The sequence below is a fragment of the Pristimantibacillus sp. Z349TD_6 genome (assembly GCF_056173205.1).
The window spans coordinates 2,503,815-2,516,979 of sequence record NZ_CM149662.1; the positions used below are offsets into that span (position 1 = coordinate 2,503,815).

A 13,165-nucleotide genomic window follows, 5' to 3' on the forward strand; every position below is an offset into this window, starting at 1 on the left:
CTCCTCTGCTAACAAGTAAACAGAGCAACCCCAAAATCAATATTTTCAGAGCAGATTCATTGTACATGTCGAGGTATAGTTGAAATAAGCTCAAAGACATAGCTGAGACAGGGAGTGGAAGATATTGAACAATATGGAGGAAAGCGAGCCAATACGTAAGATCCCGACGCTGGAATCGAATGAAGCATGGACGCCTCCGAAATGGGCGCTAATGGAACGAAAGCTGATTGATTTGTTAAACGAGGCTGTAGAGCCTTTTATTAAACGTTATACGAGACCCGACGGCACGTTAATATGGCGAGACGAATGGCCGGGCATGGACGGTTCGGACGATCCTTACGAAGCATTCATGAATTTGGCGTTACTATATGCCTTGGGCGGACACGAAAAGCTACGCGATTTGTCTATAAAAATGTGGGAAGCGATTACATGGCAATGGACGCAGTACGGACAAATTCACAACGAGTTTGATGGCTATTACGATTGGATGCATCATGGCGAAGGCTACTTGTTTCTTTATTTCTTCGGCATCTCGGATCCGAGATTGCTGACGATGAAACAACGTTCGCTGCGATTTGCCGATTATTACACAGGCGACGATCCGGAGGTCAATAATTACGATAAGACGCTCAAGCTCATTCGTTCGCCGATAACGGGCAGCAAAGGACCGCGCTTTGAGATGACCTGGGAGGACTGGATTACGCATAGGGGCGTTTTGGACGATTACCCTGCACCATTCGAAGATATTCCCGGTGTCGATTACGCTAGCGGGACATGCAAGTGGTCCGACGACAAGATCTATGCGGAAATATTGAAGCGGATTAACGCACGTATGGCCAAGGGAGACGTTCCATTGAATCTGAACGCTACGTCGCTGATGACACATGCCTTCATGTACAGCAGCGACACAAAGTTCAAGGAATGGGTACTCGGTTATTTGGACGCCTGGAAGGAGCGGACGGCGCGGAACGGAGGAATTACCCCCGATAATGTCGGTTTGTCCGGGGTAATCGGTGAATATAACGATGGCAAATGGTGGGGCGGGTATTACGGCTGGCGGTGGTCTCACGGATTTGCTTCCATTATGGAGCCGATCCTAAACGCATCGATGAATGCTGTCTTGCTGACGGGGGATATGGATCAACTGGTGCTTGCCCGCAATCAGCTGGATCAGAATTGGAGCCTTGGCATCGAGAAGGGGGGCAAACGCCTCCTGCCTCGCAAGCATATTGACAAGGGCTGGACCGATTATCAGCTGCCTAATCCCAACTATCCCATCTATCTGTGGACCGTATCCATGGCACAAGAGGATGTAGAACGATTTGAACGTTACTCCCCGGACGATCGTTATGACCATATTGACATTCCTTCCATTTCGGGCCGCAATCCGGTATCGAAGAAGGAAACAAAGCATTACATCGCGAACACGGTGCCTTGGTTTCAATATATGCAAGGCAAGTTTCCCGATTACCCGGAGCAAGCGCTGGATGCTAATTATCGCTTGATCAACCGGCAGTTGGAGAAGTTGAAGTCAGAGTCAGGCGATCCTCGTTCATGGGATTGGGATCAGGTCGATTGTATTCACAAGTGGCAGGAGATGAACCCGATTTATTTTGAAGCGCTCGCACAGCTTACGCTCGGGGCGCCGATGCATGTGTCTCACGGCGGATTGCAGCATGCTCGGGTTCGCTACTATGATGCCAAGCATGAGCGGCCTGGATTGCCGGACGATGTTGCGGCATTGGTTGAACAAATATCGGCTGACAGTGTTACGGTTACCTTAATCAATTTGAATATGTTTGAGAACAGAGAAACCATTATCCAGGCAGGCAGCTTCGGCGAGCATCAGTTTGTTGAAGCGGTCTCTATAGGGCAGGATGGTCAAAAACAGGACGCTATCGCCGTACATTCCAAGTGGCTGCTTGTAAGGCTTGGTCCAGGCGCCGGCAGCAAGCTATGTATTCAAATGAAGCGATATGCCAATACGCCGAGCTATAACACGCCGTGGTTTCATGTTCAAGACGTGGCCACGATTCAGGGGAGACAATTGAGCAAGGAGGCAGATGTGCATGAAGCAAGGACATTTAAGTGATCGCATTCAATGGAAAACGTTTTTGGCGAAGCATGATTTAACATGGCCGGAGCTTGTATTTCACCAAGGTTATATGGAGCCGACCAATCCAGGAAGAACGCCGCGTCATGCGTATGAGTGGGGCGAGGGAGCTTTCCTGGGCAACGGGATGCTCGGCGCCATGATTTACAAGGACTCCAGCCAGACCTTGCGCTGGGAGCTAGGCCGATGCGATGTTGTGGCGCATCATTTCCTGGAAGGAATTGATTGGGCTACCCCGAGAGTATCCATTGGAGACTTTCTTTTGATTCCGAATCAACAGGTGTTGTCGGAGACGATGCACCTGTCACTGTGGGATGCGGAAGCTTCAGGTACCATGACGACAGTCTCGGGTAAGCTTCGTTGGAGATCGATCGTTCACGCGGAACGGGATCTTCTTATGATCGAGGTGATCAGCGATACGCCGAACCTGGGAGCGACATTGGCGTTTCGGCCGGAGCATGGGGTGAGCCACCGCATTCAATATGCGAATGCCCCTCATCCGTTGCCGAAACAGTTGCCGCCGAAACCGTTCCAGTTCCGCAAGGGAGAGACCCAGATCAGCGTGCAAACGTTCATAAAGGATGCAGGCGAGGAAGGGATGCTGCCAGAAGGCGAGTGCGCTGTTGCTTGGCGGGAGGTCGAACTTTCCCCGACCCACAAGATTCTCTATGCCACGGTGACAAATTCCCGAACCGATAACTCGGCTCGCGATACGGCGTTCAAGCTTGTATCGGAAGCTGCCCAAGAAGCGGCCGAGCAGTTATACGATTCCCATCGCGCATGGTGGCATCGTTATTATCCATCAAGCTTTGTATCTCTGCCGGATTCAAGATGGGAGAGCATCTATTGGATTCAGATGTATAAGCTGGCGTGCGCGACGAGGTCGAATGGGGCGCTTATTGATTCCCAGGGTCCATGGCTGACGTTGACGCTGTGGCCGACGACGGTATGGAATCTCAACGTTCAATTGAGTTATATGCCAACCTACACCGCCAATCGTCTGCATCTTGCAGAATCATTAGTTCGTGCGCTCTATGACAACAAGGAAGTGCTTCGCGAGAATGCCAAGCCATCCGGGGTGCAAGATGCGATGTTCATCGGAAGAGCGACTAATCCGGTAGATCTTCGGTCTCCCTGGCCTAGCACCTCTGAGATCGGCAATCTGACATGGACGCTTCATAATGTATGGCGTCATTATAAAGTGTCGATGGATCGTCCCTTACTCGAGAAAGTCTATTTGATGCTAAGAGAGAATGTAAACCTTTACCTTGGATTGCTCCGCAAAGGGGAGGATGGGAAGTATCACTTGCCGGATACGAGCTCTCCGGAATATCCTGTATTGCCCAAAAAGACGTTCTATCCGATATTGGATTGCACGTATTCATTGGCTTTGCTAAGGTTTGCGTGCACAGCGCTTCTTGAGGCGAACGAGGAATTACAGCGTAAAGATCCGCTCTCGGAGAGATGGCGGGATGTTCTGGAGCATCTTGTCGACTATCCAACCAATGAGAACGGCTTCATGATCGGAGCGGAAGTTCCGTTCACAGTATCTCATCGGCATTTTTCCCATATGTTAATGGCTTATCCGTTACAGCAGATAAACTTTGACGATGAGGCCGAACGGGAACGGTTAAAGCGCAGTCTTGAGTATTGGATTGGGACAGAGGGCAATTTGGAGGGTTATTCCTTTACGGCTGCAGCAGCCATGATGGCATTGCTTGGTGATGGGAATGAAGCGCTGCGTTACTTAAACGGATTACGCGATTATTTGCTGCCGAACACGATGTATATGGAAGCAGGCCCTGTCATTGAAACGCCAATTGCCAGCGCAGAATCCATTCACTACATGCTGCTTCAGTGCTGGGGCGGGGTCATACGCGTATTTCCGGCGCTGCCGGATGAGTGGCAGGATGTTGCTTTCGCCGATTTGTTAGCGGACGGAGCCTTCGAAATTTCCGCCAATCGACGGAATGGCATAACCGAGTTTGTCCACATCCGGAGCCTGAAGGGCGGGACTTGCCGTATACATCCGAACCTGACCGGGGAAGTGAAAGGCGACGGAATCGAAGCGGATCGATTCAAGATCATGAAGGACGGCAGTGTCCACATTGCGTTTAGAGAGCAGGAGTGCATGACATTATATACGGGCGATACGTGCAAAACAGTGGCGATTGCGCCGGTACAAGGCGAGGAGTCTTGCCGAAACTTCTATGGAGCGCAGAAATCTACGGAAGATACGGCGAGGAAGGCGGAGGTGAATGCAAATTATGGGTAAGGGTAGGGATGCCGGCTCCAACGTCATGACAGCGGAACATGCTTATCCATCTAAGTTGGGTTCGCCTCGTAAATTTAAGAAACAGCTATGGAAAGACAACACAGCGTTGTTTATCTTAGTCATTCCTGCTGTCCTGTATTTTATCATTTTTCATTATCTTCCAATGCTAGGTGTTGTATTGGCCTTCAAGGACTATCGCTATGACTTAGGTATATTCGGAAGCGCTTGGTCCGGCTTCTCCAACTTTGAATTTTTTATCCGCTCCCAAGACGCAGGCCGCGTACTGCGCAATACCGTTGGATACGGGTTTATCTTTATCGTGGTCAATACGGCATTGGCCACAGGGATTGCATTGCTGCTCTTCGAAATCAAAAATAAGCTTGCGCTCAAATATTATCAAACGACACTCATTCTACCCCGATTCTTGTCCTGGATCATTGTGGGGTACTTAACCTATGCGTTGCTCAGTCCAACCTATGGCGTGCTTAATCAAATTCTGCAAATAGTTGGAGTTGAACCGATAGAATGGTATACCAATGTGAAGTATTGGCCGTTCATCCTGACATTAAGCGAAGCCTGGAAATCAGTAGGGATCGGCTCCATTATCTATTATGCGGGCTTGATGGGATTAGATGCTGAAATGTATGAAGCTGCGAAGATTGATGGCGCTGGCAGATGGAGGCAAATGTGGTCGATATCGATCCCTTCATTAGTGCCATTAATGACGATTATGGTGCTGCTGTCATTAGGCAATATTTTCCGTGGAGACTTTGGACTCTTCTATCAGATCCCGAGGGATATTGGCTTGTTGTACCCTGCAACGGATATCATCGATACTTATGTGTACAGGGGCTTGCGCTCCGGCGACATTGGGATGTCAACCGCTGTTGGACTGTTCCAATCGGTAGCCGGCTTGATCCTGCTGCTTACCGTCAATGGCATTATCCGCAAGGTACGCCCGGAAAATGCGCTGTTCTAATCATACTAGATCGATCTGAGAGAGGAGGAGCTGAGAATGGATTCAAGCAGACGCAAGATAGACGGCTTCAAGATCGCCGTTCATGTGTTCTTCCTTATTGCTTGTAATGTATTCTTTATTCTGCCGTTTCTGCTTGTCATTGCGATATCCATATCCAATGAACAAGATATTGTGTCCTTTGGCTACAAATTAATTCCGAAGCAAATCGATTGGTCGGCCTACAAGCTTGTATTCAAAAATCCGGATAGCATTTATCGAGCTTACTTTGTTACGGCTTTTCAATCCATTGCTGCAATGATTGTCGGAGTATTTGTGATGTCGCTGTGCGGTTATGCTCTTTCCAGAAGAAAGTTTGTTCTGCGCAAACAGATTACGCTTATGATTTTGTTTACGATGTTATTCTCCGGGGGGTTAGTTCCACTTTATATACTGACAACCCAATATCTCCATCTCGGCAATACGATCTGGGTCTACATCTTTCCGACTCTTTGCAGCGGATTCTCCATTATTATTTTCAGGACGTTCTTTCAAGAGCTGCCTGAAGCGCTGGTGGAATCGGCCAAGATGGACGGAGCGGGAGAATTCCGAATCTACTTTCAGATCATCGTGCCCATATCCAAGCCTGTTATTGCGACGATAGCGCTGTTTACGCTCCTGGATAGATGGAATGATTGGTTTACGGCGCTGATCTATATACGGGATTCGGAGCTCTATTCCCTTCAGTTTTTATTGCAGAAGGTGCTGCTTGAGATGGAGTTTATTAAGGGATTGACTGCTGAAGCTGTGAAGGAATTAGATCAGTCCATGATTAACCTTCCATCGGAGTCGTTCCGATTCGCAATGGCCGTGGTTGCTGCCGGCCCAGTCTTGCTGGTTTTCCCCTTCTTCCAAAAGTACTTCGCCCGCGGATTAACCGTTGGTTCGGTTAAGGGCTGAATATCGCCGAGAAATCGGCCTTGTTGGGATTAAGCCGGCGAAAGCCGTGTTTAATATAAAAAATGATATTAACGAAAGGGGAAAGAAGTATGCGAATCGGTGAAAAAAGAAACATGAGGGTCATCTTGTTCTTGGTATTCGTGATGTTGCTCGCCGCTTGCTCGAATGGCAACGGAGGCGGCGGAGGAGCCGAGGCAACCATGAATACTGGAAATTCGAATACTCAAACCGGAGGCGATACGGGAAATAAGGAAGAGGTAAAACCGGTCAAGCTTAAAGCCGTTTTGACAGGTCCCGGCAAGCAGCAGGATTCTGATAAGGTGTGGGCGGAATTTAATAACCGTCTTCAAGAGTATCTCCCGAATACGACGGTCGAATTTTCTATCATAGAAGCCCCGCAGTACAAGCAACAATGGGATCTGATGATGGCTTCGGGCGAAGAAATAGACATAGCCTGGACGGGTTACGCGATTCCGTTCAGTCCCGAGGTTCAGAAGGGGTCGTATAAAGACCTTACATCGCTAATAGAGGATTATGCACCGGACTTAAAAAAAGAGATTCCGCAATGGCTGTTTGACATCGGCTCCTTCGACGGCAAGGTGTATCAGATGCCGAAATATGAAATTAATACAGACTTGAGAATAGGCATGTATATGCCCAAGACACATCTGAAGTATTGGGATTTCGACCGAGCGAATGAAGTGTTCGGGGATACAAGCTCGCAGTTCCGTACGTGGACGAAGCCGATGTTTGACGTGTTCGAAGCGTATCTGGAGAAGGCGAATGCTGACAATGCCCTGCAATCGGGCTTTAGTCAATGGGTAATGGGCTATGGCGGCGTCACGTTGCTCGGCGGCAAGGATGCGCCGGTTATCCGCAGACCGAATCCGGGGCAGGAGTGGGATTTCACTGTATTGAATCAATATGACACAGAAGAAGTTCGAATGTTCTATGAAACAATGGCTGACTGGTACAAGAAGGGATATATTCGCAAAGATGTCATTACGCTGCAGAATCCGCGGCAATATGAGAATAGCGATACAGCAGAAGGCAATATTGCCTGGTTCCATAATTATGTAAACGCTGCTGATCCTGATGCGGATTTTATGGACATTATTCGTTGGAAAATGCCTGCGGTCCAAGTGCCTGTTGTGCCGGCATATTATATCACGAATTCTAACAGTACTAGCGGATTGACGATTCCAAGAACTTCTAAAAACCCGGAGCGCGCAATTCAACTGATTGAATTGTTGAATACGGAAAAAGGCAAAGAGCTCTATAACCTGTTAGTTTACGGATTGGAAGGCGAGCATTATAAGAAAGTATCGGATAATCGAATTGAGACGATCGGTTATGTAGGCCAAGGAACGGCAGATTCAAAATACGGTATCTTTAAATGGGCGACTGGTAATGTCATGAACGCTTACTTAACCCAAGCCGATGTGGCCGATAATCTGTATAAGCATTATGAAGCAGTTCACGAGGATGCGATTAAATCGCCGTTGCTCGCATTCCACCCGGATACGACTCCTGTGAAGAATGAGTATACACAAGTTAATGCGGTCATTGCCGAATTTGAAAAAGTATTAATGTCTGGAGCGCTAGGCGACAAGTGGAGTTCTCAGTACGATGATTTCCTCAATAAATTAAAAACCGCCGGTGTTGATAAACTGACTGCGGAAATCCAAAACCAACTGGATGCCTATCTCGAAGCAAACAAAATTCCGAAAACAGCCGTAATGGCCGAATAAGAGTGGGGGGTTGGGGCGGTATGTTCCAACTCCCTATTCTTTCATGAAATGCACAACAAAGGAGAAGAGATACAATGAATGAAGAATGGTTGGAGGATTGCTGGCTTCGCATTGTTCATAAGGTGGATGGAACGAGTCGGCGCATCGGTGCCCAGGCATTAAATGCCGCAGTTCATGGGCGATATGAGTCAGTTAAGCCACATGATTGGACCGCAGGATTTTGGCCGGGCATATTATGGCAGATTTACTCCGATACGCGGGATGAGAGGCTGAAGCAGCTTGCCGCAGCATGCGAACAGAATATGGAGGAAGCGCTTCATCAATTCGAGGAGCTTCATCATGATGTTGGTTTTATGTGGCTGCCCACTTCTGTCATCCGCTATAAGCTGACTGGCCATGCGGCTTCGAGAAAAAGCGCATTGATCGCGGCGAGCCACCTGGCGGGGAGATTCAATCTCAAAGGCTCCTACCTGCGCGCATGGAATGCGCATCGTCCGGAAGATCTGCGCGGGTGGGCCATTATCGATTGTATGTTGAATCTCTCTCTGCTTTATTGGGCTTCTGAGGAGACGGGGGATCCGCGATACAATCATATTGCCCGGGCTCATGCGGATATGGCAGCCGAACATTTTGTACGGGAGGACGGGTCTGTGTACCACATCGTTTGCTTCAATCCGGAAAGCGGAGAGCGAACTGGACAGCAGGCGGGCCAAGGGTATTCCGAGCAGTCGTCCTGGTCGCGCGGAACCGCTTGGGCATTGTACGGCTTTATTAATGCTTTTCGACATCTCCACAATGAGCGTTATCTACATAAAGCCAAGCAAGTCGCCCACTTCTTTCTCGCTTCCTTGCCGGAAGATCAGGTGCCGTATTGGGATTTCCGTGTCCCTGTAAGTCAAGAGACGCCTCGAGATTCATCGGCTGCAGCTATTGCGGCCAGCGGTTTGATTGAGCTCGCCAAAGCTGTACCGGCTGAAGAGGCCGACCTGTACATGAACTCGGCGAAGCGTATCTTGCATGCGCTGGATCTTCACTATGGCGCATGGGAACGAAAAGAAGTAGAAGAAGGGCTGTTACATTCCGCATCACAAAATGTAAATCGGAAAGTAAACGTAAATGTACCCTTAATATACGGCGACTACTATTTTGTCGAAGCCATTGCGAAGCTCCGGGGCAAAGCGGTAGATATTTGGTGAGCCATGGCCGGAAAAGGAATGATCAAAATGATTAGGAGAGAACGATACCTTTCTTATTTTAAGCCCGAAGCTCGCTCTGAGCATTGGGACCAAATAGTGGAACATATTCTAAAACAAGAAGCGCACTGGAAGCAGCGTGGCTTATTATCGTTGTCCCTGTTCCAGCTTGAGCGCTATCTATGCGTGTATGTGGAGCAGGAAACATCGCAAAGCGGGTTTGATTGGAGCGCCCCGATTGCAGACTCTCTGGCATGCTGGCCGACATCACAGGGATTGCGGAAAGCGGCGTTGATGCCGGATGTGTTCCATGACGGGGTTCCCGTCGACTATCATCTATGGAGAGGCGATAGGGTCATCGAGGAGAGAGTGGGCTCGCTTGCGTTTTTGAAGCCGGAGATGGTATCCAGCTACGTGTATTACCATTACCAGATGCAGGAAGAACGACCGGAAAGCTTCAACAAAACATATACGATAGGTCTATACGGCAATATTCTGTTCTCTTATGCTGAAATACCAAAGTCGCTTCATGTAATTAGGCCGCAAAGAACATTAAACACGAATCATACTCCGGACCACTGGCATGAATTAATGGAGCCGCACTTTGAACCTTGGCAGACGGCAGGCGGATGGAACCGGACTTGGTGCAAGATGAACCACTTGATAACGATTGAATAGGAACAGCCTGTCGAAGCCATAGAAGAAAGAGGAGATGACATGAGCGCAAAGCATCAATTGTGGTACAACGAACCAGCAAGAGACTGGTTCGATGCGCTACCGCTTGGCAATGGAAGACTGGGCGCGATGATTTACGGCGGAGTGGCTGAGGAACGGTGGGACATTACGGAGGTATCCGTCTGGTCGGGGGAAGCCTCGTCCGCAAAGGATTGCAGGCTGGGGAAGGACAAATTGAAAGAACTGCGGGATTTGTTTTTTGTGCATCGGTATGCAGAAGGAGAAGAGTTGGCCGCCAACATTATGAAAGGTGAAAAGGGAAATTACGGTACACATTTGCCTCTCTTCGATCTTCGATTTGTATGTGATCCGGAAACGCCGTCTGATGGGCTTTATCGAAGACAGATTGACCTGAACGAAGCGCTCTCGCAAATCTCGTACACTGCAGGCCAATGCACATTCTCGCGAGAAGCATTCGTCTCTAATCCCGATCAGGCGCTCGTGTCCAAATGGTCTGGCAGCAAGCCTGCAGGCATCAGCTTTTTCGTAAAGGCAGATGTGTATGGCGAAGACGTGAACGTGCGAGCAGAAGACAACAGCTTGATTGTAACTGGGAAAGCGTATGAAACAAAGCATAGTGACGGCAAAACTGGCGTCTCGTTCTATGGCTGCGTCAAGCTGATCGCTATTGGTGGCCACATTCGATGTATGGACGAAGGGATGAAAGTCGAGCATGCGGATGAGGTGTACATCTTTGTGGACGCATCCACAAGCTACTATGGAAATCGATATGCTGAAGATTGTGAGCAGCGTATCCATCAATGCGCTCAGCAAACCTACATGGAGCTGAAGAATAGGCATATCGGGGACTACAAGCCGATATTTGAACAAGTCGAGCTCGTATTGGGCGATAGCGATGATGAGCGAATGTGTCTACCTACGAATGAAAGGCTGAGCAGGTTGAAGGAAGGGGAGAGAGACCTTCAGCTGCAAGCGTTGTTCTTTCAATATGGACGTTATTTGATGCTCTCCGCTTCGCGTGAAAACTCACCATTGCCAGCCCACCTTCAAGGCATCTGGAATGATCGCAAAGCCTGCAAGATGGCGTGGACATGCGATTATCACCTGGATATTAATACACAGATGAATTATTGGCCTGCGGAGGTCACCGCTCTGGGGGGCTGTCATCGCCCGCTGCTGGCGTTCATCGAGACCTTGGCTGAGAACGGGAAGAAGACGGCTGCGGAAATCTACGGGAGTCCAGGCTGGGTCGCCCACATCGTGACCAATGTCTGGGGATATACAACGCCAGGCTGGAGCATTGGCTGGGGGATATTTGTTACGGGAGGCGTCTGGATGGCTGCCCATCTGTGGGATCATTATGAGTTTACTAGAGACGTATCGTTCTTGGAAACAAAGGCTTACCCTGTGCTCAAAGGCGCAGCCGAGTTTTTCCTCGACCATCTGACAGAGCATCCGCAGCACGGGTGGCTGGTCACGGGACCTTCCAACTCACCCGAGAATCGATTCCTTGTGGAAGAAAGCCCTACTTCGAAGACAATGTCCATGGGCCCAACCGCCGATCGGATTCTCGTATATGAGCTCTTCACGCAAGTCATTCAAGCCTCGACGATGCTGAATGTCGATGAAGAGCTGCGTGATCGATTGATAGACGCCAGATCAAAGCTCTCACCTCTTTGTATAGGCAAGCATGGCCAATTAATGGAGTGGCTGGAGGATTACGAGGAAGCGATTCCCAATCACAGACATACCTCGCATCTATTAAGCTTGTATCCGTTTAATCAAATCACCCCCAGGGATACGCCTGAACTTGCTCAGGCAGCCAAGGTGTCGATAGAACGGAGGCTGAATCATCCGGAATGGCAAGATGTAGAGTGGAGCCGGGCTAATATGATACTGTATTATGCGCGTCTAGAGGATGGAGATCGAGCGAATGAGAGCTTGAGACTATTACTGACAAAACTAACAGCAGGCAACTTGTTAACCTTCTCGCCAAACGGAATTGCGGGAGCCATGACGCCTATCTTTGCTATGGGCGGCAATTCGGGTGCTGCAGCTGGCGTGGCCGAGATGCTGCTGCAAAGCCATAGGGGCGAAATACATCTGCTGCCGGCGCTTCCTCTCGCATGGGATAAAGGATTTGTGAAGGGGCTAAGGGCAAGAGGCGGCTGCATTGTGGATATAGAATGGGAGGACGGCAGCTTGAAGCGTGCCGTTATCCACGTCAAACAGGATCAAAGCTTCATGGTTCGTGTTGGTGAAGAGGCGGTTGCTTGCGAGGGGATTGGCGGCTGTTCTTATACGTTGGAGGGTGAACGGGGACGGTTACACTTAGTCGGGGCTTAATTGAGCAGCCCCGGGAATGGAGGAGAACATGCTTTATACAGGCTTAGGACGAACCGGCTTTCAAGTATCCAAGCTGGGACTTGGCGGAGCGCCCCTTGGAGGCGGCTTCGGTCCGGTAACGGATCAATCTGCTGCCGATGTCATCCATGCGGCATTGGATGCGGGAATTAATCTGATCGATACGGCTCCGTTATACGGGGGCGGGGAAAGTGAACGAAGAATCGGAAAGGCGCTGCGAGGCCGCAGAGACTCCGTTATTGTGGCAACCAAGGCAGTAAGCCGCGGAGAAGCCTACTCCTACGACAACGTCATTCGCAGTGTAGAGAACAGCTTAAGAAGGCTGGAAACGGATTATATTGATTTGCTGCAGCTTCATGAGCCCTCGAGTTCGAACTATGATGAAATTATGAATGAAGCGGTCCCGGCGTTAATCAAGCTGAAGGAACAAGGGAAAATCAGGGCATGTGGCGTGAGACACAAATATTTGGACGATACACGCTGATTGACAACACGGCGGTAGAAGAGTTTTTTCCCGTAACCAGAAACATGGGCATTGGCGTTATAAACAGCGGTATCTTGCATGCGGGATTGCTCGCTGAAGCGCCAGCGGAATATATGGAGAGATATCCGGAAGCCATCCGGCGCGCCAAGGAACGGATGGACCAGCTTCAGTTCTTGCGGAAGCCGGAATCCCAGGGTCTTGTGGAACCAGCCATTCGATTCAGTCTCACCTGCCCGGATGTCGATGTCACGATAATAGGCACGAATTCGGCCGAAGAAATCCGGAGGAATGCGACCTATTGTGACGGAACCGGATTGGGGGAGAAGGAGCAAGAGAAGCTGTTAGCGTTATTCCAAGGTCAAAGATTTGCATAA

Annotated in this window: 8 protein-coding genes and 1 pseudogene; all 9 read left to right on the plus strand. The window is 49.5% G+C overall.

What is annotated here, in order from left to right:
• The first annotated feature begins 133 nt into the window (after positions 1 to 133).
• The 9 genes and pseudogenes from AC0VYE_RS10595 to AC0VYE_RS10635 all read left to right on the plus strand — a co-directional run bounded on the left by AC0VYE_RS10595 (position 134) and on the right by AC0VYE_RS10635 (position 13,165).
• Entirely contained in the window at positions 134 to 2,092 is a 1,959-nt protein-coding gene (locus AC0VYE_RS10595; RefSeq protein ID WP_475449525.1) for a DUF8034 domain-containing protein, read from the plus strand.
• The gene (locus AC0VYE_RS10600) at positions 2,070 to 4,388 is read left to right on the plus strand and encodes a glycosyl hydrolase family 95 catalytic domain-containing protein (RefSeq protein ID WP_475447730.1); all 2,319 of its coding nucleotides are present in this window, start codon (positions 2,070 to 2,072) and stop codon (positions 4,386 to 4,388) included. Before AC0VYE_RS10595 ends, AC0VYE_RS10600 begins: the two co-directional genes overlap by 23 nt.
• Positions 4,381 to 5,367: an ABC transporter permease gene (locus AC0VYE_RS10605; protein ID WP_475447732.1), complete on the plus strand. Its 987-nt coding sequence runs from the start codon at positions 4,381 to 4,383 to the stop codon at positions 5,365 to 5,367. Before AC0VYE_RS10600 ends, AC0VYE_RS10605 begins: the two co-directional genes overlap by 8 nt.
• A 36-nt stretch (positions 5,368 to 5,403) precedes the next feature.
• Complete coding sequence (locus AC0VYE_RS10610; protein ID WP_475447734.1) at positions 5,404 to 6,303, plus strand: carbohydrate ABC transporter permease; 900 nt, start codon at positions 5,404 to 5,406, stop codon at positions 6,301 to 6,303.
• Positions 6,304 to 6,392: 89 nt separating this feature from the next.
• A complete protein-coding gene (locus AC0VYE_RS10615) occupies positions 6,393 to 8,054 on the plus strand; it encodes an ABC transporter substrate-binding protein (protein WP_475447735.1) in 1,662 nt (553 codons plus the stop codon).
• A 74-nt stretch (positions 8,055 to 8,128) separates the two neighbouring features.
• Positions 8,129 to 9,250 (plus strand): glycoside hydrolase family 88 protein, encoded by a 1,122-nt coding sequence (locus AC0VYE_RS10620; RefSeq protein ID WP_475447737.1) that lies wholly within the window; start codon positions 8,129 to 8,131, stop codon positions 9,248 to 9,250.
• Between the two features lie 27 nt (positions 9,251 to 9,277).
• Positions 9,278 to 9,925 carry a hypothetical protein gene (locus tag AC0VYE_RS10625; RefSeq protein WP_475447739.1) on the plus strand — a complete coding sequence of 216 codons (648 nt, stop codon included), beginning with the start codon at positions 9,278 to 9,280 and terminating at the stop codon, positions 9,923 to 9,925.
• A 39-nt stretch (positions 9,926 to 9,964) separates the two neighbouring features.
• Positions 9,965 to 12,289 (plus strand): glycoside hydrolase family 95 protein, encoded by a 2,325-nt coding sequence (locus AC0VYE_RS10630; RefSeq protein WP_475447741.1) that lies wholly within the window; start codon positions 9,965 to 9,967, stop codon positions 12,287 to 12,289.
• Between the two features lie 28 nt (positions 12,290 to 12,317).
• A pseudogene (locus tag AC0VYE_RS10635) lies at positions 12,318 to 13,165 on the plus strand (aldo/keto reductase).

Coding starts and splice junctions, on each gene's coding strand:
- AC0VYE_RS10610 (WP_475447734.1), top strand. CDS start 5,404: ATGGATTCAAGCAGACGCAAGATAGACGGCTTCAAGATCGCCGTTCAT.
- AC0VYE_RS10595 (WP_475449525.1), top strand. CDS start 134: ATGGAGGAAAGCGAGCCAATACGTAAGATCCCGACGCTGGAATCGAAT.
- AC0VYE_RS10620 (WP_475447737.1), top strand. CDS start 8,129: ATGAATGAAGAATGGTTGGAGGATTGCTGGCTTCGCATTGTTCATAAG.
- AC0VYE_RS10630 (WP_475447741.1), top strand. CDS start 9,965: ATGAGCGCAAAGCATCAATTGTGGTACAACGAACCAGCAAGAGACTGG.
- AC0VYE_RS10605 (WP_475447732.1), top strand. CDS start 4,381: ATGGGTAAGGGTAGGGATGCCGGCTCCAACGTCATGACAGCGGAACAT.
- AC0VYE_RS10625 (WP_475447739.1), top strand. CDS start 9,278: ATGATTAGGAGAGAACGATACCTTTCTTATTTTAAGCCCGAAGCTCGC.
- AC0VYE_RS10600 (WP_475447730.1), top strand. CDS start 2,070: ATGAAGCAAGGACATTTAAGTGATCGCATTCAATGGAAAACGTTTTTG.
- AC0VYE_RS10615 (WP_475447735.1), top strand. CDS start 6,393: ATGCGAATCGGTGAAAAAAGAAACATGAGGGTCATCTTGTTCTTGGTA.